Below are 24,861 nucleotides of genomic sequence, written 5' to 3'. Positions count from 1 at the left end.
TCTCGTATCCGGTCGTTAGTCAACTAAAGTAACTGCTTATTTCCGGTACTAAAGGCGCTCCGAATACTTGTCGATAACGGCAACCCGCAGTTGCCTCCGGCTGCTCTGATTTTCTTTTTTCTAGTCGCTCAAACAATCACTGCATCGATTGGGGTTGAAATAGTACGATTTCGTATTAATTTAGTTCGATATCGTACTATTGGAGAGTCAAGATGCCAAACCGAAGACGTTTTCTCAAGATTCTAGGCGGAGGCACAATACTGGCGGCAACGGGCGCGGCTGGGTTTCTCACGACACGTACGCCCCATGAAGCTTTAGCTCCGTGGACGCCAAAACCGTATGATGACCCACGCAAGGCTGCTTTGTCCTACGCAATTCTCGCCCCCAATCCGCACAATTTGCAACCTTGGCTGATCGAGTTGGTTGGGCAAGACAAAGTGCGCATCCACCGTGATCCTGAACGTGAGCTTCCTGAAACCGATCCTTACCACCGCCAGCTCTATATTGGCCTCGGTGCATTTGTTGAGACGATGGTTCTAGCAGCAGGTGCACAGGGGTTTGATACAGAGGTCGAGTTACTGCCAGGTGGGAATGACGGACCTATCGCAGAAGCGATGTTTGTATCTGGCGGGGCATCCGATCCACTCTCAGATCAAATCCTCAACCGACATTCAAATAAAGAACCGTACACTGAACAGCGGCTCTCTGAGGCGGAAATATCGGTCCTTGAAAACTATGCCACTCTGATTTCCGATGAGGATCTAGTGGCCCGTATTCGAGACCTCACAAAACGCGCTTTTGAAATCGAAATGCGAACTCCACAGACCCTTAGAGAATCCGTCGACCTGATGCGGATCGGCAAAGCAGAAATCAACGCAAACCCAGACGGGATTGAACTGCGTGATCCCATGCTGGAAACGCTGCGACTTACTGGCCTATTGGACAACGAGACCCTGATGAACGTTGATCACCCAGGCACTCAGGCGCACATGCAAGACTACTTCGCTATGCTAGACGCGACACCGCAATACGCAGTCCTCGCGACAGCCACAAATACGCGAAGCGATCAACTTGATGCTGGACGTCAGTTGATGCGTTTCTACCTGAAGACAACCGAAATGGGCCTAGGCGTTCATCCTGTCAGCCAGGCCCTTCAGGAATATCCTGAGATGGCCGATGAATACGCTCTGGCGCATGAGCTTCTTGCGTCACCGGACCACACGGTGCAAATGTTGCTGCGTTTGGGGTATGGACCTGAACCAATTGCCACACCCCGCTGGCCGCTGGAGACACGAATTCTGAATGAAGCCTGAAGATGAGACCACCGAAGTTTACCGATTCTTCACCGAGGTCGGGATCATCAATCAGTTGATCTCGACCAAGCTGGAAGCGTTCTTGCCTGGTAGAATGACGGCGACTCAATTCGGAATTTTGGGCCATCTGGTACGGCGTCCCGAGGGTGAAACTCCACAGCAACTTTCGAACGCGTTTCAAGTGCCTAAAACTTCGATGACGCACATGCTCTCCAGTCTTGAAAATCATGACCTGGTTACTCTTGAAGCCAACCCCAATGACAAACGTTCGAAAATTGCTCGGCCTACACCGCAAGGCGCTGAGTTTTTGAAAGCTTGTATGGAGCGGATGTCGGAATCCCTGGCTTCAGTTTTGTCCGAACTCGGGCCTGAACCGTTCCAGGAATCATTGCCTAATCTGACGCTCATACGCGAAACTTTGGACAGCGAGCGCGACTAGCCGAAACCTGTGCCAGCCGAAGCAAGCAACCAAATTTTCAGAACATCATGCAATCCGCGCCCGGCGGGAGCGGCGGCGATCCTTCAGGCAAAGTGGGCGTGTAGTCAAATGTCACAATCTTCGCGCCGCCGTCGAATGCAACGAACAGTTGATTGGACCCCGGCCTAATGGCGATGCCTTCTGGATCGGTTCCGAATTCCAACAAACTTTGCTGGGCGAGAAGTTGGCCATCTGCCGTGAACTCATACAGGCTGTTTGACCCTTCCCAGTCATCAACAATCAACATGTGGCCGGTACGCGGATCAATCGCAATCCCCTGCGCCTCACTCAAGGGAGGAGAGAGCTTCATGGTATCCAACCTCGCCGTCAAAGCACCCTCTGAAGTGAACCACGACAACCGTTCGGGGTCATCCTCTACGGTCACGATCTGTCCCTTGGCGTTGATCGCAATTCCTTCCGTATCCGCGAAACCACCTTCCAATTCGAAGGGTGCTCCCAGGCGTGATCCGTCCTTGGTGACACGTTGAAGACTGCCGAGACCATCGCCCAGCAACAAGTGATCCCCTTCAACAGCAATTGCTTTGATCCGAAAGAGATCGCTGGATATACGGCGCAATTCATCACCTTGCAATGTAACGAGAATTGCCTCGGGCCCCTCGTTCGCAATCCACAACCCACAAAAGGTCGGATCGTAGTCAAGACTTGCGGGCTGATTAAGTTCATAACGCCCTGTTTCGCGAAGCTGCAATGCCGTGGCCGGGGTCGACACAGCAAAAATCACTAAGGCGGTGGTCCTCACAAACACTCAGGATGCTCCGAAAATCTGCATCAAAACTGTGGGGCGGAATCGTAACACGTCAATGCTAAGAGCACCTAAACTTCCAAAATCAGAGAGCATCATTTTACCTGATCAAAGACTTATAACACGGAAACTGGTTACGAGCGGTGTGGTTCGACGCATCTGGGTTCTGCCATAGTCCGTTGGAACTAGGGGTGTGTCGAAATCGCAAACCAACAACATGGCGCTTGTGAGAGTTACGAAATCAACACTAGCGAACGAAACAACCTCAGGCTTCAAAGAACAAACTTGCAATCGCGTGCTCGGGCGTAGTCACCTAGGGCATAGGGTTGGAGAAAGCCAATGGCGCTGTGGAAGTTCGTGATTAGTGTTTATTGCGCGCTGTTTCTTGTCGCTTGCGCTCCGAAAACCCGCACGTATGAAAAGACTGTATCTGCTGCGCTACCGGCAAATTCCAGCACTGCTCTGGGTCAGGCGGCCAATCGCCTTGGGGATCCTAAAGACGGTCGGTCAGGCATCAAGCTGATCAGTGATGGAGAAGAAGCGCTCGTATCACGGCTGTTGTTGGCCACTGCGGCCGAGCGAACGATAGACGCGCAATACTATCTTCTGCACGACGACCCAACCGGTCACCTGTTCGCTGCCAGCCTATTGCAAGCGGCGGATCGAGGTGTTCGTGTCAGGCTGTTGTTGGATGATATGGATACGTCCGGCTACGACGCGATGACCGCCGCGTTGGACAATCACAAAAACATTGAAATAAGGCTATTCAACCCGTTCTGGCGAGATCAGAGCCTTTTGATCGCGGGTCTGACTGATTTCAAACGCATCAATCGCAGAATGCACAACAAGTCCATGACAGCAGACAACGTGTTCACGATTGTGGGTGGGAGAAACATCGGTGCCGAGTATTTTTTGGCGCGGGAAGAAATGAACTATGCTGATCTGGATGTGCTGGCCGCAGGCCCAGTTGTACGCGAAGTGTCAGGTAGCTTTGACGCTTACTGGAACAGCGAATTCGCAGTTCCGGCTCGCGTTGTTGTCGGAGAACCCGAAGAATTTGACCTGAGCGATGCACGCAGCAGGTTGAATGAACTCGTCGAGGAAGCGAAGCAAACGCAGTACGGCGCAGCGCTCAGAAAGTCGGCAAAAGAGAACTTCGCGGATGGCGCCCTGTTACTGGATTGGCTGCCAGCGAAACTTTATGCTGATCCGCCTTCAAAGGCCGCGGGCCTCGAGAACTCAGGTCCCGTTCTTGCATCTCAATTGCTTCCGTACTTTGAGAATGCCAGCAGTGAAGTGAACATCGTGTCCGCCTACTTCGTGCCGCGCAACAACGGTGTGAAATGGCTGACCGAACTCGAGAACCGCGGGGTCGACGTAAAGGTTGTAACCAACTCACTTGCATCTAACGACGTCGCACCCGTTTACGCACACTACGCCAAGAAACGCCGAGCACTACTACGCGGTGGAGTAGAACTCTACGAGCTGCGACCCGACGCTTATCAAGTCCAACGCCGCGGTATTAACTGGGCTCAGTCCAGGTCAGGCCTGCACTCCAAGGCATTTGCAATTGATGACCAGTACTTGTTCGTGGGTTCATTCAACTGGGATCCGCGATCTGTCAACATCAACACCGAGATGGGAATTCTGATTGACTCGCCAGCATTGACTGCGCAGACGATGGGGGCCTTGGACGACGCACTACCCGCATACACATATAACGTGACGCTCGAGCAAGCTGGTCAGCTTAAATGGACGACAAGAGCCAATGATGGCACCATTCTTGAATACCAATTCGAGCCGACAGGATCGGCCTGGGATCACATTGTTGCCGGGCTATTAAGTATTTTACCAATTGGGTCCCAGCTTTAGGTCTCTGCAAACTACTTGATCGCTGCTCCGTCACCGGCGCCTGCGAATATGGCAGCAAAAAAGAAATAGGTCATCAGTCGCAGATATTTCCCAATATCCAGTTCTTAATACAGACTAGATATTCATTTCATCAAATGCTGGCGGGAAAATGCCTGCTACCAAAGTCAATGGCCATGTTCATCATTCCAGGGAAGCTGAACGACAACGGGCAAGTCCCGTTTTCCGGTTACGCAAACAGTTACGTTCAGCGTGCCGCGCCTTAGTGGATTTTTGCGCTTTGTGTTTCATTTCTAGCGATCGTCTAATCTCGTAAGATGCCGAAGGTAGATTGTTTTGAATAACTATAGCTGATTATTGTGCATCTTCAGTGAGAAAGAACAATTCAATGGGCTGCGCAAGGCCACGTATTTCGTGATCCCCACAGCTAACGAACATGTTCGGAGCAGCACTTGCAACGGCTGACGTCGCCAACACTCTCCGACCAGTTGATTTTGTTAAACCTTCAATTCGGCTTGCAACGTTCACCGCCCCGCCCAGAACTGTGAAATCAAGCCTGCCGGGGCTGCCGATATTACCATAGCTGACCTGCCCGACGTTAATTCCAATACCAACATCCAAAGGCGGTTTTTGAAACCCGTCTCGTCTGGTGTTGAGATCGTTCAAACCACTCAGCACACTCTGCGCTGCAAGAGCCGCCATTCTGCAGCGGTCGGCATGGTCTTTTTGCGCTTCAATAGTAAAGATCGACAGGATGCCATCGCCCATGAACTTGAGGACGTCTCCACCGTTGTCCTCTACGGCTTTAACCACCAGATCAAAATAGTCGCTAAGCGTGTCGAAGATATCTTCTTCCGGAGAGGTCTCGGAAAGTGCTGTAAAGCCTCGCAGATCAGAGAACATCACCACGGCATCCAAAGTTGTTCGCTCTCCGCGCTTTATATTGCCGCTCCAGACGGCCTCGGAAGGTCCATCTCCTAAATAAGTTCGAAGCAGACCTTTAGACGATTTTCGCATCGTGACAGGTTCCAAGGCGGAAGAAAGGGCCGGTAAGGCCGCTTCAATCAGCCTAAGTTGTTCGGGCGAGAATCCATCCTTTGCCTGAGTAACGAACGTACATCCATGCAGCGATCCATCGCCGTAATAGAGCAAAGTAGCGTAGTAGTCAGTGCCACCCTGCTCTGCAAATTCAAGATAGGATGAATGCTCTGTTTCCGAGTCCAGTCGCCGGAGACTTTTGTGAAGTGGCTTTCTGTTCGCAAGAATATACTCGAATGAACTCCCGACATAACCATCTGTCAACATCGTCTCATGCGTGACGTCGTAGCTGTCGGTGCCTTCAGGCGTCCAAACTACCCCCCAGGCAATAAGCAATGGGTTGGCAAAGCGCTGGCCAATGTTTGCCCGCCATAGCGGCACTCCGGCTTCGATCAAGTAGGAACAAAACTGTGACACCACCTTTACAGGATCACCGGAGCGACGACCTTCTGTAATCATCCATTCGGTCAGTCGAGTGACTTCTTCCATGGACCCAATTTAGTCGCTTGGAAACGATGAGCAAAGACAATTGGATTGGCAATGTCGGTTGCTGTTGTTGAGCAGCCTGATCAGACCTGTCCAAATTGATGCTCGGGCATCAACGGAATGTATTCCATCGGGAAGATGGTTTGTAAATTTAGATCCCGCGCGGTTCCAAACAGACCTATTTGAAGATTGCAGCCCTCTCTTGGGAAACCTTCAATAGAAACCAATCTCGCTGACATCTACGCGGGCCTCGTGATCTCTCCCGTAGGCTACAACTCCAACTGAGGTGATTTCGTCAGCAACGGGAATAGCGCGCAACATGGCACCTGAAGCCTTGAAGCCTGAGAGAGGTAACCAGACTTCGGTCCAGTTGTCAGAAGTTGCGAACGCGGCCTGATAGTATTGCCATGGAAGCACCGTGCCACGTGTCCTGAGGTGGACGAAGTATTGCTCGCCATTCCCCCGTACCAACAGCCTGACGCCCGATACACCCTCATCTGGTCGATCAGACAACTTGCGTCGGAACTGGATAAAGCCGCCGTTGTTTTTTGTGCTGACGGTTCCGGTCAACCGGGCGAACGCAACATCACGTTCCGAACGAAACTGCACCTGTCCTGAAGAAACTCCTCCCATGACGGTGTCGGCAACGTAGTCCCAACTCGTCTCCGGAGACTTGGAGAAGTCTTCTGCAAGATTTTCATCAGCCTGTGCCATTATAGATCCGATGATAACAAGACCTGAAACAAGCCCAGCGAAGTTTCCACGCATATCGTTTTTTCTCAGTTCAGTATTGCAATAGAAAAATTCAAGACATTGGCAAATGCGACCCATGCAAAGTACGGCAGGAAGGCTAGTGCGGAAACCTGATCCGAGCTCCTGACCAGAGCGATGAACATGACGATGACAGCCAGCAACGCGGCAATTACAACAAACGCAAACCACGGTAGTTGCAGTATGAAAAAGATTGGGGACCACGAAAAGTTTAGACCCATCTGTGCCCACCACAGCTTCATGGCAGTCGAGCTTCGGTCTGTTTCGAACTGGCGCCAACCCGCCATGGCGATCAAGACATAAAGCACCGTCCAGACCGGGCCAAATATCCAATTTGGTGGATTGAAAGCAGGTTTAGAAAGCTGCGCATACCAATCGCCAGGCGCGGTCAATATCCCGATCAGGATGCCGCCTCCCAACACGAGCGCAAGAAATGCTATGCGGACCATCCAATTCGACATTGTGGGATAGCTTTCAGCAGCCCTTGGTCGTCACGTTGACAAGCGCTTCGGAAGAGAAGGTCGCAGTACTGGTCTCATCCGCGTCGGTATATGACACCGTGGCGCCTTCAATCTCCGACTCCGTTACGGTGATTTCGCGTTGCCCGATCGTGTCGTCCACATCGATGGTAAAGGCTAATTTGTCCCCGGCTGCGAGGGAAACGATCTCAAGTTCAATTGTATTCTGCCCGTCCACGACCGAAGGAAATTGACGCAGTGCATCCGCACCCTCAACGAATTCGAGCGGTTGGAATACCTCTACACCCGCGCCTTTTTCGGTAACGTCGAAAATCAGACGTCCAGCAGATTGCGACAAGTCAATTTTGACGGTCGAGGTTTCTACTTCGCACGTTCCTACATTTGTCAGAACAAAACGGTCTTTGGGTGCGCCTTCTATGAAGCGAATTTGAACTCCGGCTTGAAGCGAAGTGGCTGCAAATAGTCCAAGGGTCGCCGCAAGAATACTCTTCGGGAGCATATTTATCTCCTTCCTTATTGGTTCTTGATAGATACGCTTCGGCGGATCTCTTGGATCAGACTTATGCCCTTTGACTATGGTGGTTTAGCTGACAGGCCCTTTCGAAGTTCCATGCACCGCTGTCAGAACGACGAAGTCAAAACATACCATTGTCATTCTCGCTGTTTGCTGGAACTTCCTGAAGAACGTCCCAGTGTTCGACAACCTTGCCATCAGCATCCAGGCGAAAAATATCGATCCCTGCGTACTCGAGACCATCGGGCCAGATTTGATGGCAATGCAGAACAACGTGATCGCCTTCAGCAAACGCACGTTTGATGTCCACACGCTTTCCCGGGTATTCGGCGGCCATGCGCTCGAAATATTCGATAAACGCTTTCTTGCCGTCGCCAACATGTGGGTTGTGCTGCGTATAGGTTTCCCCAACAAAGATATCTATGGCCTCGGCAGGTCGACACTCGTTGAACATCATTTCGTAGAAAGCGATGACGTTTTTCTTGTTTGTTTCGAGGTCCGGCATGCTGATCTCCAAATCGACGTTTGTACCACCCAAAAATGTTGGCCCACGCAATTCCGGGGAGCAACCCGGCAAGAATCTCAATTACTAATCGACAAGAAGTTGCGAGCTTGATTTTGTGCTCCGACTATTTCGAAAGTTGGCCAATTACTCGGTGTCATCAAAGTCAATATGAATGTGATTTCCATCAGGATCGGCCACATGGATTTGGACCATTCGAGTCCCAGGGACTTCAGTTTTGCGATACTGGATCTGACTCGAGATCAGTTTTTCTTCGAATGCGCTCAACCCCGTGGCTGAGAGCGCAAAATGCTCGAGCTTGAGCTTCACTTCGGAGCCAACGTTAGGTGTTCCTTCGTGACCCACAAGATGAACCACGGCGTCATCACCCGTATACAACCATGCTCCGGGAAACGGAAAATCGGGGCGGGCCCCGGGTTTCAAACCCAGGACATTTTCATACCAAGTAACCATCTCAGGCAACCTAGTCGTCACAATATTCACATGATCCAGCCGTTCAATTCTCATTAAAAACCCTCAAGCACAAGCTTACCTTTGGCTTTTCCGCTTTCGAGGATAGCATGCGCTTTCATTAAGTTTGTAGCATTGATCCTACCAAGTGTATCGGTCGCTGTGGATCTGATCTTTCCATCGTCTATCATCGCGGCGACTCGATTCAGGATTTCGCTTTGACGATTCATATCTCCAGTCCCAAAAAGCGACCGAGTGTACATGAACTCCCAATGCAATGAGATCGATTTGGGTTTAAACGGCGCGATGTCGAAGGTTTCAGGATCATCGATCAACCCAAAGCGACCTTGGGGCGTCATCACCTCTCCAGCTTGGGAAGCATAAAGCTGGGACTGGTTTGTTGAATAGATGAAATCCACGCTGTCGATACCGAGAGCCTTGAGTTGTGAGCCAAAAGGTTCCGCGTGGTTGATGACTTGGTGTGCGCCTAGCTCTCGAACCCAGTCTTGTGTCTCGGGTCGGGACGCAGTTGCAACCACCGTCATGTCAGTGAGGGCCCGCGCCAATTGAATGGTGATAGACCCGACACCGCCTGCGCCACCAATAACCAGCAACGTCTTGGTTCCGCCGGAAACGGCATTTTGGACTCGCAAGCGGTCGAAAAGCATCTCAAAGGCAGTAAGCGTCGTTAGCGGCATCGCAGAAGCTGCTTTTGCAGGTATGGATTTTGGCGCTGACCCGACAATACGTTCATCCACCAGATGAAACTCGGCATTGGTTCCCGGCCGGTTTATTGCCCCGGCGTACCAAACTGTATCTCCCGGACTGAAAGTCTCAACCGCTTCGCCAACGGCTTCGACGACCCCTACTGCGTCCCACCCTAGAATATCAGGTGCTGGACCTGCAGGAGCACGGTTTTGACGAATTTTCGTATCGACTGGGTTCACTGACACGGCCTGCACCTTCACCAACAAGTCGTGCCCTTTTGGCGTCGGTTTGTCGGCCTCGAAGTCGATTAAGGCGTCCGCCCGATCAATCGATCCTGTCATAAGGTATCCCACGGCTTTCATAACGTGCTCCTTTGTCCGGTTCTTTATCAACCGATGACTGTCATCTCATTTAGCGTGAATTCTGCAACGGCGCCTTCTGTTGCTTCCAGGTAAGCCGCAAGGTGCTGAGCACCCATGTGGGTTTGCCAAAGCTCCCGGCTTTCCCAACTTTCGTAGAACACGAAATGAGCCGGATTGTCGTTGTCCTGATGCAAGTCGTAGTTAATGCAACCCTCTTCGGCACGGGTTATGTCGATGAGCTTCATAAGCTCAGCCTTTACGAGGTCGATCTTGTCGGGGTTGGCTTTGATGTTGGCGACGATTGTCAGCTTGGCCATTGGAATAGGTCCCATGTGTTCTTGAGCGATGCGCAAGATTTACGCCGCAGTTCTTTCGGGATAAACAGGGCAAGATCGAACATATAATCCGGAAATTCCGTTTAATGCTTTTTGACAATCTTCGCTTGTTTCTGACCATATCCGAGAAAGGCAGTCTAGTGGCCGCGGCGCGCGAGACAGGGTTGTCGAGTACGACAGTGTCCGAACGGCTCGCGGCTCTGGAGGCACATTACGGCGTGGTTTTGTTCAACCGCACCACCCGTTCCATTAGCCTGACCGAAGAAGGCCGGACACTCGCTAATGGAGCAAGAAACGTTCTCAGTGAGGTTGCGGACCTGGACACACTTGTTCGGCACGGCGCCGAAACTCTGTCTGGTCCAATTCGCATAAGCGCGCCCATTGACTTGGGACGGAGCATTGTCTCCAAGGTTATTGCCGAATTCACCGAAAAGAACCCTGCCGTCTCAATCGAACTGTCCCTCTCGGACGGTTATGTCGACCTCGTAGGCCAGGGTTTTGACCTCGCCGTTCGCTTCGGCAACATCACAGACAGCTCGCTCAGGTTGCGAAATCTGGGAAGCTACCAACGTTTCGTTTGTGCGTCCCCAAGTTACCTGGCCTCATTTGGAACGCCTGAAAAACCAGAAGATCTATTAAACCACAACTGCTTGGTCATGAGGTTTGGCGACATGATCGACAACGTTTGGGAGTTTGGATCAGGACCAAATGCCCAGCGCGTTTCGGTAAAGGGAAATCGAATAGTCAATGATGGTTCACTCATCCGCGATTGGGCGATTGCAGGCCATGGGGTCGTATTGAAGTCCGAGCTGGATGTGGGCGACGATGTTCGATCTGGCAGACTTGTTTCTGTCTTGCGCGACTTCCTCCCACCGCCGAAACCTTTGCAAATGATGTTTCCACCGAGCCGGGCCCAACCACGTCGCATAACAGCCTTAGCTGAGCATTTGCGTCGCAAATTTAGTGTGAGTTGAGGCCGCAGGGGAAGACACTAATCTGATAGCTGCTATGTCTGCTCAATGAATTTCAAAGTCGCATGTGCTAGCTCAGTGCCAGCATCTTCTTGGATGAAATGCCCCGCTCTAGGCACAAGGATATGATTTTGACCAACTGCCCCAGGGACCGACCTTTGGAACAGTTTGTCTACGCCCGCCATAACCCTGTCGTCTTCTCCAAAAACAGTCAGAAACGGAGTGTTGAGGGTCTTGAAGGTTTTCCATGCGGCTCGGTTGGCTTCTGAAGCTGGATTGTCGGGCGAGTCGGGCACCAACACTGGAAACTCTCGAGCGCCTGCCAGATAGCGCGCATCTGGGAACGGAGCGTTGTATGCTGCGACTTCTTCATCGGAAATCTTGGATGATGTGCCGCCGAATACAATGCGTCCCGAATTAAATTCAGGCACGGACTGCGAGTATTCCCGCCATGAAAGAAATGCCTCACTCAAGGGTGCGTCACCGGTGGGCAAGGCCGTGTTTGCCACAACTACGCGCGAGAACCGCTCGGGCATACTCGCAACCAACCGCAAGCCTATTAGACCACCCCAGTCCTGGCAAACCAACGTGATGCCCGTCAGGTCAACTTTCCGCAACCACTCGGACATCCAGTCTACATGGCGTTGGTAGGTGTAATCGGATCGCTCTGTTGGTTTATCCGACCTTCCAAACCCAATCAAATCAGGAGCCAGAACTCGATGGCCAGCGTCCTTGAATAACGGAATCATGCGCCGGTAAAGGAAGCACCAGGTTGGCTCTCCATGCATCAACAATACTGGTGATGCATGAGCCGGTCCCTCGTCCAAATAATGCAGTCGGAGAAGACTTCCCTCGGTGTCATCCACATCAAGATAGTTCGGGCCAAAGTTGAAATCTGGCAGCCCGTCAAACCGATGGTCCGGTGTACGAAGGAACTTCATCGTGAACTCTCCAAAAATGCCGACGGTCTTGGTCCAATAACAGTGATCGATAAAACAAGAACGGTCCAGTTCCAGCGTATACCGACTTCAGGTTTGGTTGAGTTGGACACATTACTTCGGTCCCTCGCGGAGGAGGCCCTTTTTGCAGACGTATTGAATCCGCGCCCAAAAATTTGGTCTCAAAAACCTTATATTGCGAGTTCTTCTGTACGGATCGCCGAGAGGCGGCTCAGAAGAAAATCGCAAGCCCGGTCATTGAGACAACCAAGAAAAGGAGAGTCATAATTCCACCGGAGCGAACGAAATCCACCACCCGGTAGCCTGCTGGGCCCATGATCAACGCGTTCACCTGGTGTGTTGGGATCAAAAATGAGTTGGACGTTGAAATTGCTACTGTGAGGGCAAATACAGCCGGGTTACCACCCGCCGATACCGCAATAGAAACCGCTAACGGCACCAGCAGGACGGTCGCACCTACGTTGGACATGACCAGGGTGAATGCCGTTGCCAAAACGGCTATTCCTGCTTGCAACGACCAGATCGGCCACCCCTTCAGAAGGGCCAACACATGCGCGGCAATCCAATCCGCAGTGCCGGTGTTCTGGACTGCCTGGCCCAACGGAATCAGTGAAGCGAGTAGAAAAACTGTACTCCAACTAATCGACTCGTAGGCTTCGTCAATCGAGAGCACCCTGCTCAACACCATGCCAACAGCGCCAATTAATAGGCACAACGACAAGCGCAGATCTGAAAACAGAATTAGGCTCAACGCTATTAGGAAGAAGGCGAGCGCCCATCCGACCTTGTGGGGCCGCAACTCTTCCTGGGGAAAGTCCGAGGTGACAACGACGAAATCCCTGTCTGACTTCAGTCGTGTCAGACGATCCCACTGCACGTGAACCACACACGTATCACCGGCCTGCAAAGGGACTTGCCCGATATGCGTAGCTGAATGATCCTCGGTTTCAACGTGGCTCAGTGTTTCTTCTCCGCGCTGAATGGCCAGCAGAGACAAACCATGTGTCTGACGGAGGCGCAAATCAATCGGAGTCTGGCCGATCACTGAAGAACCGGGCGGAATAACAACCTCGGCCACCCCGGATTGGGTCGCGGCGAAATCATCCGCAAAGACATCTAGTTGGGGCAGGATCTCTAATCCGTAAGGCTCAGCAAACTGATGCTCAACCACCCGACGCAGGCCAAGCACTGCGAGCCGCGCCGGGGCTTCGATCTTGGTATCAGCCATCGGCGCGATGACCTTGTGGCCACGATAGGACGTGCCAAGAATGTACATGTTATGGGCTACCATTAGATCCGCGAGCGTTTGCCCAATGATGATCGAGCCTTCCGGGACACGTATTTCGAACATATCAGCCCTTAGCCCATAGGTGTTTTCGACATAGGTCTGCATGGACCGCGCTGAGCTTGCGTCTTCTCCACGATCCCGCTGCGCAGGGAGAACCCAACGACCGAAGAGCACAAAGTAAAGCACCCCAGTCAGCACCAACATCACACCGATAGGCGTGACTGAAAATAACCCAAATGTCTTCATTTGCTGGTTAGCAGGAAGGGATGAGTTTGCCGAAACAATCAGGTCATTCAACAGGATGAGGGGCGACGACCCGACTAATGTGATGGTACCACCCAGTATCGCGCAAAACCCCATGGGCATCAGCAACCTGCTCATCGGGATTTCTGTACGTGCTGAGATGCGGCTGACAACAGGCAGAAAAAGCGCAGCAGCTCCCACGTTCTGCATGAAGGAACTGATGACACCAACCGTTGTTGATATTATGGGGATTATCCGGGCCTCTGTCGTGCCACCATTCTTGAGGATCAAGGCCGCAACCTTTGACATAAGTCCAGTCTTATCAAGCCCCGCCCCAATTACCATAACTGCGATGATGGACATCACAGCGTTGGAGGAGAAACCTTCAAAGAGCTTAGATACATCGGCTAGATTACCCAGCCCAGGGAGATAGCTCAGTGCACCAAGCAGCACCATTACGAGAATTGCTGCGACATCAATCCGTATGATTTCGGTAACAAAAAGTAAGACCGTAAAAGACAATAGACTCAGCACGGCTATCATTTCGTACGTTAGTGTTGGTAATTCCATATCTTACTCCCAAACTAACGTTACCTGACTACCAGCAAATACGAAGGACCAACTCTGCGCGGCAGATAAGGCCAATAGACATTGGGCTTGCTTACGCGGCTCGCTTTTTCGGGCGCGGTATCTGCTGAAACCTGGATTCTGCCAACCCAAAGAGAGGTAGATGACAAATTCATAAGCCTAACTAAGCATCACAATGCGAAATGAACTTTCACACTTTCTAAAATACACACAAATGGATTTTCCGTATCGTTATCATTCATATCCAGTCAATTATACTTGCCAAGTAGGGAACGCTCTGCGCGATGCCCTCACGACGGCTCAGCTCTGCATTGCTGTCCTCGCCTTTTAGGCCGTCCAGCACGATCCTGATCTTCTCTACTGCGGAATACTGTTGCGGGTCGCACCGCGAAAGGCTGCATTGAGCTGGAAGCGGCAGACTTCAAGCTTCACGTGAGCCATGATCATGGCATGAATCCAACTAGAATTTGCACTGTGCAGAATTATCTTTGGATGCCAAATTCAATGGGCGGCTGTTGCACCCAAGGCTTTGGTCCAAATACGCAATTCTTTAGACGAAATGCAAAGCTATTCGCGCCCCTACAAACCGCTGTAGGTGCGCTCATAACGCTGCAATACCGACATTGATTTCATTAAAAAAATCTTGGAAGTTCGCCCATAACTCTGCGCGGTATTTGCGTATAAGTCTGCACGATTTGCCCATAAGTTTGCATGCTACATAGAACTCGTTGAACAAACAGGCTCTCAGGTTTATCTGCGATGCCCAAATGCAACTTACTCCCAATAACTAGCAGACGAGCGCCAAGTGTTTGCTTGGCCATCCCAAGCACTGGCGCTGACGCATGACGTGGGATTTATTCCGTCGCAATTGGATCCATGGACGTTTGCGAGGACAACGCGTTGACGCCCAAAATCAGCAACAGTCCAGCCTTGATTGAGCAAGGAATGAGCCTCCTCTTCTACCAGGAAGTGCGACATGCACCCCCCGTTTCGCAAAAAAGAGAGGCGGCGCTTGAACACGCAAGACCGGACTCATTCAGAACCCAATCGCGTTGTAGGTCTCCGTCGAGATCGACCTTTTCAACCGCACCCCAATCTAAGTCAAATTGAGCGTCGTTGAATTCCGCAAAGGCTCGTGCCGCCAGATCAACCTTCGCCTGCAAACCGGGCGGAAGGCGCGATACATCAGCCGCGACATCTGGTGAGGTCCAAACAAGGCCCGAAGCAAGCACAATCCCGGCGACCAAACACTTCATCTGACGCGCTATTTGGAAAGCTGGTTGGCACAAGGTATCAATTGCACTGATCATATCGGTAGTCCCCATATTCCAGCCAGTTTGCCGAGCCTTCGTTAAAAATCAGAAACTCGGACCTGTCCTCCCCAAGCAGGGCCACGACAAATCCGGCTGGCGGCTCAGAATTTCCGAAGTAACTGTAAGCAGTCATGGCTCTGATCGACTCGCCGTTGACTGTTACTCGCGCGTCCCACTCTTCCCCCGAGTTGTCCAAAATTACGGGTTCGATCACGCGCTTTATCGCTCCGCCACCACAATATACGATGCCTTCGGGGGGTTCGTAGGAGGACCGCTGGCTAGGATCTGAATCGCAGGCGGAACGAAGGGACCGAATTGCCGCGCTGGAACCTTTCAAGTCAAAGATTCCGTAGCTGACATCTTGATCAATCATCGACAGGTTAACAGATGCATTGGCCGCAAGCTGGCCCAGTACAAAACCATAGTCCTCTTGACTATTGAAACTGACTTCGACGGGATAGTTATCAACGATCTGTACGGCAGCGTTTTCTGCGCCAACCTGAAATGCTCCAACTTCGGTGGCTCCGTTCTTCAAGAAACGAATGGAAAGCCCCTGCTTGTCCGTAATGTCCTGGCTGTCCTCATATCCAGCCGGAGCAAAGCGAATACGGTTACACTGAAGTTCCAGCGTCATGTTTCCGGTTTGAATAAATGCATTGGGAATAGGCCCAGAGTTGAACGACCACTCCGCTGATGCAGTGGTCGCCATAACCATCATTAGCGTCCCAGTGGAAATCGTTTTGAAACTCATTTTCTCTCTCCATGGTGTTACGGTTCGCACTGTCATTCAGCCTGAGATTCCGGCCAATTGCCCCGGCAACCAGGTCAGGAAACAGGTTCGCCGTATTCGTTTGCGCCTTCTTCCGAAGGGCGCGTCAACCACCAGATCATCAGAATGGACAGAACCAATTGAAGAATTGAGACAACAACAATACCGGTCACGCCCAGTACTGCCGCGGGTCCTCGTAATGCATCGGGGTTTTCGGTTCCTTGCTCCAATACCGAAAAGAACGCCACGCCACCCAGCATAACAAAAAGCGTTGTAAAGCTGAGCGCCATCGGCAGCAGCAAATACCAGCCAGGTCGTCCTGTATCATGCAGCCTTCGCCAACCGGCGGCCAGCATAGGTATGAGAACAGCCAGTTGAAAAACAGAGGACAGAACCCGAGATCCTTGCCCTGTCTCGGGGTTAGTCCCGAATAGGATCGTATCGAGCACAGCCAAAGCAGCACTCACGAGAACCACAAACAAGAAGAACCACCAGTATTCTGAACGTATAGCCCGGCCGGAGAACTGGAAGTATTTTGAAAAACACGTTTTAACGGCCTCACTAAATCCCATTTTCATTCCTTTCTTAATCTCTGTGCGGCCTCAAAACGTTTCGCCACCTAGAAGAACAAACTCGCCTGTATGGATGCTCTCACTTACCTTTTTGTTTGAATGCAGAGGCCTATCGTACGAGAGCGTAGAGAAATTTACGCGCGGAAAAAATGTTGATTTATGAAAAAATAGATTCAAACATGCGAATTCGACACAACTTTCATTTTACCTCCGTTGATGTCGCTGTCGCCCGATTTGTCGGGCCCTTCCGACTGCTGGAGTGAGTGCTGGCGGTCGGAGGTCCTCAAACAAAGATCAAGCATTGGGAGGACGCGATGCTGAAACTTAACGTACTCCCCCTCTTTCCAGAGTTTGCTCTAGCTTTCGCCAGTGTCGTCATTCGGCCTTCACACGTTGTTGGCGGCCCCGATGGTCAACGAAATGTTGTTCCGCCGAGCAAGCCCCACGCGGCAAGTTTTGGGAAAGATAGTCAAAGGATCGAGGTAAGTTCTATTGGCTGCGCAGACGCGAGAGCTTCAAATAAACGCATCCAATTTCACTAATTTCAACGGACCCAGAGGGAGAAGAAAATGACCAACAAGATGGTGATGATTTCAGGCGCAACTTGTTTCGCAATGCTTGCGGCCTGTGACGACGCGAGTACATCCAGTGCGTCCGCCGAGCTCACACCGGCTCAGCAAGCATGTTTGCGAGATGTAGCCAAGACGACGAACAATTCGCAAGTCGTTGTGCTCTCATCCGCGTTTAGCGAGGCTGGAACACAAGTCACTGTCGGTGTTGGCGAGGATCGTGCTCCTTGGAATTGCATTGCCTACAGTGATGGCGCGACCGCTGGTATCGAGTTCCTGGGCGACGAAGGCGCATTGTAGTCTGTTTGCTGTGTATCTCGAAAGCACCAGTCGTGATCAAATTTGAATAACGGCAAGCTCAGACATTCAAACCTCGTAATAGGATTAGGCTCTAACATTCTCAATCATGCAAAGGTTGTAGAAAATGCCCGTAACCAACTCAGTTGTAATTGCGATCATTTGCACTTTTGTGGCCATTGTTTCGGTTCCAAAATACAGCATTGCACAAACCTGGGACATAGCATCACGGCACTCGGTCAACGGCGTAACGGTGTATGATACGGATGAGCTGTTAACTTTTGCCGGTCAATTGGCCTTCAATCGGTCAGGGCGCATCACAGCGGTGGACGTCGCATCAACGATCACTCAGATCTACCGAGAAGACGGTTATTTTTTGGCTGAGGCCTGGCCCGGTCCTGATGGGCAGAGCATAATTGTTAATGAAGGGCGCATTCAAACCATCGAAATTGAAGGTGTAGATACGCGTACATTCCAATCACTAGAGAAGATTTTTCAGCCCCTCACCACCTCCTATCCCATAACGCTGAAACGATTTGAGCGGGCAGTGATGCTGGCCGAGGACATACCTGACTTGGAATTGTCGACCGAACTTGATTACCCGGATCAGACTGGTGCTCGGCTGAGAGTATTGGGAGAGCCACTGCGAAAACAAGCCGGTAGTGCGACACTCGACAACCCTCCGCGTGAGCTTGGAGAAGCGCTTAGTTTTTATGTCGTACAAGAGTTTTATTCGACGCTGACCGTCGGAGATTTGCTGCGATTTGAGGGATCAGGCAATTACAATTGGGACAAAGACGATGAACACTCATTGTGGGGCGCTCTTACCTATCGCACGCCGCTGAACAGCAATGGTCTATACGGTGAGATTTTTTATGGGAACGTCAACGCAAAACGCGACATTTCAGGGGACTTTGCCAGAACAGATATTGACGGCGAGAACTTCACCCTTGCGTTGGGTTATCCTGTGATCCGCGATGTTGCTCGTTATGGATACCTGCTTTTGGATTATCGCCTTTCAGAATCGGATTCTGTTAGCGGTGGCGTTCCATTGTCCAGTGACGCAAGTGTTGTTGGCCTTACCTATCTGTACGGGCAAAACTATTCCAAAGGGCAAGCCCTTGAAGCCGGGTTAACACTGTCTTTTGGCGACAATGACAACGACACCACAGACGCAAACTTTGACGACGGGGACTCTTCGTTCTGGCACCTACGAGGCGGCGTCGGATACGAAAGCCCACTTACGGGCTTGTCGCCCAACACAGCTTGGCGCACCGAGATTTGGGGGCAGTACACAACAGACCGGTTGCCCTCTGTTGAAGAGTACTTCCTTGGTGATCGTTATGCTTTGCGCGGATATCGATTTGACGAAGTAGACGGTGATTCCGGGATTTCTGCGATATTCGAAATATCTCACTCCTACTTCCCCAGCTCTCAGAGCATTCATCGGCTAACGCCCTTTGCCTTTTTCGACGTGGGTTACATCTCGAACAATGACCCTGCGAGTTTTGAAGTTGATAATGCTACACTGGCATCCACAGGTCTGGGTTTGGACATCGAGTTCAAGCGAAACCTATTTCTGTCCGGATACGTCGGTGTCCCTTTGAGAGACGGCCCTTTAACCGAATCTGGCGATCCTGGCGCGTATCTTGCTCTGACAACAAGTTGGTGAGGATGTTATGAAACGGAACCGCATTGTTTTACTTACTGCAGCTTGTTTGATCGCAGAACTGGCCGCTACCCAGGTCGTTGCCCGCGGAAATCACTACGGGTGGTGCCGAGGCGTAGGGAACCCGCACCAGTCGAGCCAAGGATGCGGGCAGTCTGGTGGGCAAGGGGCAGGTAATCAAGTTACTGGCCCTACTCAGCCGGTGGCAAATCAGTTGCCGCCTAAGGGAACGCAGCAAACACCCACTTCCGTTACTGTTCCAGTCCTTGCGCCGGGCGCGGTACCGAACGCAATTCCCGGTCAGGTTCCTATTGCGACGCCAATAGCGGTTCCTGGTCAGGTTCCCACACCGATAGTAGCGCCGACGCTAACTCCGCCTTTGGCACCAAACGCGACACCAAACCGGGTTCCGACAGCCGTTCCCAATCAGGTTCCACCATTGGCTACCGGTCCTACCGCGGTGCCGCCGCAAGTTCCGACTGCAACTCCTAATCAAGTTCCGATAGCTATCCCTGGCCAGGTTCCGCCTCAACCTACCGGCCCAACAGCGGTACCGCCACTTGTGCCAACCGCAACGCCAAACCAAATACCAGTCGCAGTTCCTGGTCAGGTCCCACCTCAGCCCACTGGACAAACTGCTGTGCCACCGCTCGTCCCGACTGCAACACCAAACCAGATTCCGGTCGCAGTGCCCGGCCGTGTTCCGCAACCCAGCGGTACTACGGCGACACCACCGCTTGCCCCAACCGCAACCCCCAATCAGGTTCCCACGGCGGTTCCTAGCCAGGTTCCACAGTTGACGCCGAAACCGACGGCAACTCACGTGGCAGTCCCAGGACATCCGAAACCTCAAGGCGTCGTGACAATCATGCGCCCCAAGCCGAGGCCGACAACCGGTAGTGTCCAGCAACCTAGCACAACACAAGTGACCCACCATTTAACCCACCAAAGCAATGCGAAGAAACATGATCACGTCGCAGCAACACCTGGACGACATGACCCGCACGACCTACCGAGATTCCGCAACGCGGCGGCCAAGGAAGACTGGGAATGCGTTGCCAGCGGATTTGGACAGCGCCGGTATGATGCTGGGCGAGGCGTATTGCTGAACAACGGAGCGTTGCGGCACCTCGGAAACGTGGACGCTATGGCAAGGGATGTGCCTGCAAGGCATCCAAAACATTCTGGATGCATTATTTCGGTCAAACGAAAGCAGCGCTGAGGCTCGCATGGTAGGTTTTACTCGGACAATGAGATTAGTCGACCAATAGTTCGTCAATTGTCATCTGGATAATTGGATTTCGTATTGCCCATATTCCCTGGCGTTTACGTTGGCTGACGTAGCCCAAAAATGCTCTGTACCTAAATTTGCCTCAATTAGGCCAACAATCTAAAGTGCCGCACTTCCAAGAAGAGCCTCCGACCATCTGGGACGGTCAGGTCGGGCAAGCGAAACTTTGGACGGCAACTTTGCAATGTCAGCTTTCTGCGCATCGCAGACCTTCGCGAGAATCCAAGTTTCCTTAGAGTTGCCCTTTGCGGGATTGAGAAATGCAAAGGGTCGAAACCACAACGACTAGGCCAAAACTGATTGAATTCGTCGCCAATGCCGACAATCGCGCAGTGCAAAACTGTGGGCGAACTGCGCAAATTTATGGGGTGTGCGAAGTGTTATGCGCAAACCTACAACCGCTGTAGGGACGCGCATAACGCTGCATTCCTATCATTGATTTCATTCAGAAAATCTGGGTGTCGTCGCCCATAATTTTGCACAGCAATTGCGCATAAGTTTGCACGATTTGCGCATAAGTTTGCACGGTTCACCATACGCGCTCAATTTTCGATTGTTTTAGCATAGCTCGATCAACTTGAACGCACCAAAATTTAATCAAAAGCGCATTTTGACTGGAGTAATTCAACCCAAAACCGAACAACACACCTCATCTGCGAGGTTGTGGTAGATTCCTTTCAATGAAGCGCGGCTCGGTCGAATTTCTAGCAGGCAGCCAACCAGTACTTTGGCGACATACAAGCTTCGCAGTAAAGGCGGCATCGATTGCTGAGCAAGTGAACTCCATCGGATTCCTCAGTGCCTGATATCCCGCTTTGACAGAGCCGCTATGAGGACAGGTGCCAAAACAAGCGCCGCCAAGACCCTAAAGACGTGATGCACGCCGACGAATGCAACATCGCGACCAACGCTCACCGCTATGATTGACATCTCCGCCAAGCCTCCAGGTGAATAGGCCAAGACGAGTGCGACCGGGTCTGTTTCCAACACGTTCGCAACAGCCAATGCGCCTGAAAAGGCCACAGAAATCTGGAGAGCGACAACCATGCCCGCTGCACCTAGAGCCGCGATCAACGCGTTGATGGGCACTCCGGAAAACCGTGCACCAACATTAATGCCTATGAAGATTTGCACCAACGCAGTCACAGAAACCGGAACCTCGAATTCTGTCCATCCCAGCAAGTGGACGGCCGCGCTGAATATCATCGGCACTACCACAATAGGTGCCGGCAGCTTCACCCTACCCCGTGCTAGCATTCCCACAACAATACATCCGATGATCCAAATCCAATCGGTGAACGTGATCGAAGCCAGCTGTGTTTGAGCTTCGGGTGGAATGACTTCGAAGTCTGCAATCAGGTTGATTAGTAGCGGAATCAGCAAAATTGCTAATGCAATGCGCAACGCATGAACGATAGCGACACGAGCCTGATCCGCACCTTTTTGCTCGGACAGCAACACCATTTCGGCAATGCCACCCGGCATTGCGCAAAGAGAAGCTGTCAATGCATCAAAGCGCGAAATACGTCGTAAAAGGTAGAAACCAAGGACGTACATTATTCCAAGGGCTAACAGTAAGAAGGCCAGTGACACCCACCAAGCACCAAAAGATGAAAGCAACTCGTGCGTAAAGGATGCTCCTAACATCACACCTACAGTTGCTCTTACCAGGTCCAACATAGGGCCCGGTAGTTTGACAGGAAACTGCTTCAACGACCCGGCGATGGTCACCAACATTGACCCGATCATCCACCCCAGTGGAATGCCTGTGAGCGATACAAGCCAGCCAGCAACAGCTGCCGTGACTATGATAGCGCCATGCTGTGAGAATTTGGCGAAACTTGAAATCAGACCAATCGCTTCTTGCTGTGCAACACGCCGTCCGCATCGCCGTAAACCCAATCACCAGGATGGAATTTAACCCCACCGAAAGTCACCGGCTCCCCGATTACGCCCCATCCACGTTTCGCGCTTTTGACGGGGCTGGTCGCTAAGGCGAATACCAGAGTGTCCATTTGATTGATTTCGGCACTGTCTCGAATTGCGGCGTTCAGGATGAGACCAGCCCATCCATTTTTGATCGCAAGATCAGCCAACATATCGCCAAGAATTGCAATTCGCGTTGATGCTCCGCCGTCGACAACCAAGACGCGCCCCTCACCGGGTGTTTCCAGTTGCGCCCTAAGTTCCGTGTTATCTTCGAAGCACTTCACTGTCTGTATGTGCGCCGCAAAGAATGGTTTTATCCCGAACTGCCGAAACGGCAGGTGGACAAGTGTAAGCTCTGACGCATGGTGATCGATAAGGTCAGCGGTTTTCATGATGGATTACATCCTTCCGAAAGAATCTTTGAGTTCTGCAACTTGAGCTACATCCAGCATTCGGGTTGGCATACCTCGCAGTGCCAAGAGTAACTTGGCTGTTTCTTCCAGCTCTTCTGCTGCACAGACCGCTGAGAACAGATCCTTCCCTGAAACGACGGGGCCGTGATTAGCCAACAGCACCGCACTATACTGGCCGCCCAGTTCGCGGATCAAATCACCGGAGTTCGGATCACCCGGCTTAACGTATGGAACAAGTTTGACCGTGCCGACGCGCATGACCACGTAAGGTGTAAGCGGCGGAATACAGTCATTGGGATCGGTGTCTTCCAGACAGGACAGTGCGGTGGCCCAGGTCGAATGCAGATGGACCACGGCGCCAGCTTCTGGCCGCGTCTCATAGAAGGCTTGGTGCAGAAAGACTTCCTTGGTCGGCTTGTCGCCGGAGACGTGATTGCCATCCAAATCAATCTTGGCGATGCGCTCGGTGTCGATATCGCCCAAGGTGGAATTGGTTGGTGTCATGAGGATGCCGTCGTGCAGACGCGCAGAGACGTTGCCAGCAGTGCCAACGGAAAAGCCACGTGCAAACAGCGAGGCACACAGCTCCGACATTTGCTGCCTTAGTGCCTGTTCTTCAGAACTCATTTGCCGGCCCCCATCATTCTGAGGGCCTTCGGGAAAAAGTCCGGAGCGCCGAAGTTTCCAGACTTTAGAGCCAGCGCAATGGGTTTAGTTTTTCCAACGCTCAGGACTGGTACGCCCGGGTCTATCTCTGGTCCAATTGACATGGCCGGAGACCCCAGTGCCTCAGAGACAGCCTTGGCAACAGCTCCCGACGTCTCTCCCCCTGCCACCACCAATCGCTTGTAGCCCTTTTGGACAAGTTCTCGGGCGGTATCTTCAAAGAGACTATCCAGTTTTTCTGCAACCGCTTCCTGACCGAATTGGTCTTGGATCGCCCGCACATCATCCGGGCTTCCCGATGAATAGGCGAGCGGTGCCTGACCCGGATGCGTTTCAAAGAAATCCAGAAGCGTTTGCGTAGTCACATCCCCGGACATAACACCCGGAACGTCAATGGCGAAGGTCGGATGGGATTTAGCATGAACATCGATCTGACCACGGGTCGCACCTGAGCAAGACCCTGCAAGGATAGCGGCGGGCCCAGCGATACCTGTGAATACACTGCCACCTCTTTTGGACGAAGCTTTTCTGACGAAGTTCTTGGGTAGCCCCAGCGCTATCCCAGATCCCCCAGTAATGAGCTGGGCATCCTTCAGAGCCTCGCCCCAGGCCAGCAAATCCTCGTCCGAAATCGCATCACCGATCACAAAGCGTTCGTCGACGTTCCGCAAAGCAGTAGCAATCGCCTCTGGTCCTTGCGTCACGGCGTCAATTGAAACCAACCCAACCGCTTCTTGGGTCTGATACTGCAACCAACGCTTGATGTTGGCATCCGTCATCGGAGTAAGAGGGTGATTTTCCATCCCGGACTCGTTTAACAGCTTGCCGAACACAAATAGATGGCCGTGATAGATGGTGCGCCCCGTTGTCGGAAAGGCTGGACAGAAAACCACCTTTTGCGCGCCCAGTTCGTTGGCCAACGCTTCCGCAACCGGGCCGATATTTCCCAGCCTAGTGGAATCAAAGGTCGAGCAATACTTGAAGATGAACTGCTGGCATCCTTGATCCTTAAGCCACCGCAGGGCTCGCAAGCTGTCCGCAACAGCTTCTTCGACAGGTGCGGTGCGGCTTTTGAGCGAGATCACACCCGCTTCGATCTCTTCGTTGGCCGGGGTTGTTGGAATACCCGGGAACTGAGCCGTTCGTAATCCACCTTCCGGCTCAACGCCCTTGGCCAAGGTGTTCGCAATATCACTCGCACCGGTAAAATCGTCCGCTATGACACCGATTAGCAT

23 protein-coding genes are annotated in these 24,861 nt (G+C 52.0%); 6 read left to right on the top strand and 17 right to left on the bottom strand.

What is annotated here, in order from left to right; genetic code table 11:
• Positions 1 to 212 precede the first annotated feature (212 nt).
• Together ACR0DE_RS14585 and ACR0DE_RS14580 are read left to right on the top strand one after the other, a co-directional pair.
• Positions 213 to 1,313 (top strand): Acg family FMN-binding oxidoreductase, encoded by a 1,101-nt coding sequence (locus ACR0DE_RS14585; protein WP_170408444.1) that lies wholly within the window; start codon positions 213 to 215, stop codon positions 1,311 to 1,313.
• Positions 1,303 to 1,752, top strand: coding sequence for a MarR family winged helix-turn-helix transcriptional regulator (locus ACR0DE_RS14580; protein WP_480753945.1), 450 nt, complete (start codon positions 1,303 to 1,305; stop codon positions 1,750 to 1,752). Before ACR0DE_RS14585 ends, ACR0DE_RS14580 begins: the two co-directional genes overlap by 11 nt.
• A gap of 37 nt (positions 1,753 to 1,789) precedes the next feature.
• Here ACR0DE_RS14580 and ACR0DE_RS14575 read toward each other — a convergent pair whose 3' ends face one another.
• Positions 1,790 to 2,500: a hypothetical protein gene (locus ACR0DE_RS14575; RefSeq protein ID WP_480753943.1), complete on the bottom strand. Its 711-nt coding sequence runs from the start codon at positions 2,498 to 2,500 to the stop codon at positions 1,790 to 1,792.
• 393 nt (positions 2,501 to 2,893) lie between these two features.
• Here ACR0DE_RS14575 and ACR0DE_RS14570 point away from each other — a divergent pair, with 393 nt between their 5' ends.
• Entirely contained in the window at positions 2,894 to 4,426 is a 1,533-nt protein-coding gene (locus ACR0DE_RS14570) for a phospholipase D family protein (protein WP_480562745.1), read from the top strand.
• Positions 4,427 to 4,777: 351 nt separating this feature from the next.
• On the opposite strand, the gene ACR0DE_RS14565 is transcribed toward ACR0DE_RS14570, so the two are convergent.
• The 8 genes from ACR0DE_RS14565 to ACR0DE_RS14530 form a co-directional block, all read right to left on the bottom strand.
• Positions 4,778 to 5,950, bottom strand: a complete 1,173-nt coding sequence (locus tag ACR0DE_RS14565) for an adenylate/guanylate cyclase domain-containing protein (RefSeq protein ID WP_480753940.1) — start codon at positions 5,948 to 5,950, stop codon at positions 4,778 to 4,780.
• A gap of 210 nt (positions 5,951 to 6,160) precedes the next feature.
• A complete protein-coding gene (locus tag ACR0DE_RS14560; protein ID WP_170626246.1) occupies positions 6,161 to 6,661 on the bottom strand; it encodes a CIA30 family protein in 501 nt (166 codons plus the stop codon).
• 65 nt (positions 6,662 to 6,726) lie between these two features.
• Positions 6,727 to 7,179, bottom strand: coding sequence for a TspO/MBR family protein (locus ACR0DE_RS14555; RefSeq protein ID WP_480753938.1), 453 nt, complete (start codon positions 7,177 to 7,179; stop codon positions 6,727 to 6,729).
• Positions 7,180 to 7,192: 13 nt separating this feature from the next.
• Positions 7,193 to 7,696, bottom strand: coding sequence for an aggregation factor core (locus ACR0DE_RS14550; protein ID WP_170408449.1), 504 nt, complete (start codon positions 7,694 to 7,696; stop codon positions 7,193 to 7,195).
• A gap of 136 nt (positions 7,697 to 7,832) precedes the next feature.
• Complete coding sequence (locus ACR0DE_RS14545; protein ID WP_480753936.1) at positions 7,833 to 8,216, bottom strand: nuclear transport factor 2 family protein; 384 nt, start codon at positions 8,214 to 8,216, stop codon at positions 7,833 to 7,835.
• Between the two features lie 144 nt (positions 8,217 to 8,360).
• Entirely contained in the window at positions 8,361 to 8,741 is a 381-nt protein-coding gene (locus tag ACR0DE_RS14540; protein ID WP_170776375.1) for a VOC family protein, read from the bottom strand.
• A complete protein-coding gene (locus ACR0DE_RS14535; protein ID WP_480753935.1) occupies positions 8,741 to 9,754 on the bottom strand; it encodes a zinc-binding alcohol dehydrogenase family protein in 1,014 nt (337 codons plus the stop codon). The genes ACR0DE_RS14540 and ACR0DE_RS14535 overlap by 1 nt, the downstream gene beginning before the upstream one ends.
• A gap of 26 nt (positions 9,755 to 9,780) precedes the next feature.
• Complete coding sequence (locus ACR0DE_RS14530; protein ID WP_480615277.1) at positions 9,781 to 10,071, bottom strand: putative quinol monooxygenase; 291 nt, start codon at positions 10,069 to 10,071, stop codon at positions 9,781 to 9,783.
• Between the two features lie 104 nt (positions 10,072 to 10,175).
• Here ACR0DE_RS14530 and ACR0DE_RS14525 point away from each other — a divergent pair, with 104 nt between their 5' ends.
• Positions 10,176 to 11,063, top strand: a complete 888-nt coding sequence (locus tag ACR0DE_RS14525) for a LysR family transcriptional regulator (protein WP_480753934.1) — start codon at positions 10,176 to 10,178, stop codon at positions 11,061 to 11,063.
• Between the two features lie 32 nt (positions 11,064 to 11,095).
• Here the strand turns inward: ACR0DE_RS14525 and ACR0DE_RS14520 are convergent, their stop codons facing one another.
• The 4 genes from ACR0DE_RS14520 to ACR0DE_RS14505 form a co-directional block, all read right to left on the bottom strand.
• Positions 11,096 to 12,001, bottom strand: coding sequence for a haloalkane dehalogenase (locus ACR0DE_RS14520; RefSeq protein ID WP_480753933.1), 906 nt, complete (start codon positions 11,999 to 12,001; stop codon positions 11,096 to 11,098).
• A gap of 229 nt (positions 12,002 to 12,230) precedes the next feature.
• The gene (locus tag ACR0DE_RS14515) at positions 12,231 to 14,120 is read right to left on the bottom strand and encodes an SLC13 family permease (protein WP_170567630.1); all 1,890 of its coding nucleotides are present in this window, start codon (positions 14,118 to 14,120) and stop codon (positions 12,231 to 12,233) included.
• Between the two features lie 1,311 nt (positions 14,121 to 15,431).
• The gene (locus ACR0DE_RS14510) at positions 15,432 to 16,202 is read right to left on the bottom strand and encodes a hypothetical protein (RefSeq protein ID WP_480753932.1); all 771 of its coding nucleotides are present in this window, start codon (positions 16,200 to 16,202) and stop codon (positions 15,432 to 15,434) included.
• A gap of 74 nt (positions 16,203 to 16,276) precedes the next feature.
• Positions 16,277 to 16,792: a DUF805 domain-containing protein gene (locus ACR0DE_RS14505; RefSeq protein ID WP_170425262.1), complete on the bottom strand. Its 516-nt coding sequence runs from the start codon at positions 16,790 to 16,792 to the stop codon at positions 16,277 to 16,279.
• Positions 16,793 to 17,361: 569 nt separating this feature from the next.
• Between ACR0DE_RS14505 and ACR0DE_RS14500 the strand changes: the two genes are divergently transcribed.
• Entirely contained in the window at positions 17,362 to 17,661 is a 300-nt protein-coding gene (locus tag ACR0DE_RS14500) for a hypothetical protein (RefSeq protein ID WP_170408154.1), read from the top strand.
• A 124-nt stretch (positions 17,662 to 17,785) separates the two neighbouring features.
• Positions 17,786 to 19,330, top strand: a complete 1,545-nt coding sequence (locus ACR0DE_RS14495; RefSeq protein ID WP_170597177.1) for a ShlB/FhaC/HecB family hemolysin secretion/activation protein — start codon at positions 17,786 to 17,788, stop codon at positions 19,328 to 19,330.
• A 2,083-nt stretch (positions 19,331 to 21,413) separates the two neighbouring features.
• Here ACR0DE_RS14495 and ACR0DE_RS14490 read toward each other — a convergent pair.
• The 4 genes from ACR0DE_RS14490 to otnK are packed head-to-tail and all read right to left on the bottom strand — an operon-like array spanning position 21,414 to position 24,861.
• Positions 21,414 to 22,520 (bottom strand): AbrB family transcriptional regulator, encoded by a 1,107-nt coding sequence (locus ACR0DE_RS14490; RefSeq protein ID WP_480753931.1) that lies wholly within the window; start codon positions 22,518 to 22,520, stop codon positions 21,414 to 21,416.
• Positions 22,466 to 22,939, bottom strand: coding sequence for a ribonuclease E activity regulator RraA (gene rraA / locus ACR0DE_RS14485; protein WP_480753930.1), 474 nt, complete (start codon positions 22,937 to 22,939; stop codon positions 22,466 to 22,468). Before rraA ends, ACR0DE_RS14490 begins: the two co-directional genes overlap by 55 nt.
• Before the next feature lie 6 nt (positions 22,940 to 22,945).
• Positions 22,946 to 23,587, bottom strand: coding sequence for a 3-oxo-tetronate 4-phosphate decarboxylase (gene otnC / locus ACR0DE_RS14480; RefSeq protein WP_480753928.1), 642 nt, complete (start codon positions 23,585 to 23,587; stop codon positions 22,946 to 22,948).
• A complete protein-coding gene (gene otnK / locus ACR0DE_RS14475; RefSeq protein WP_480753926.1) occupies positions 23,584 to 24,861 on the bottom strand; it encodes a 3-oxo-tetronate kinase in 1,278 nt (425 codons plus the stop codon). Before otnK ends, otnC begins: the two co-directional genes overlap by 4 nt.

Source organism: Ruegeria sp. C10 (genome assembly GCF_056537805.1).
The sequence above is the reverse complement of the archived record's forward strand: the minus strand, read 5'-3'. Positions and strand labels throughout refer to the sequence as shown.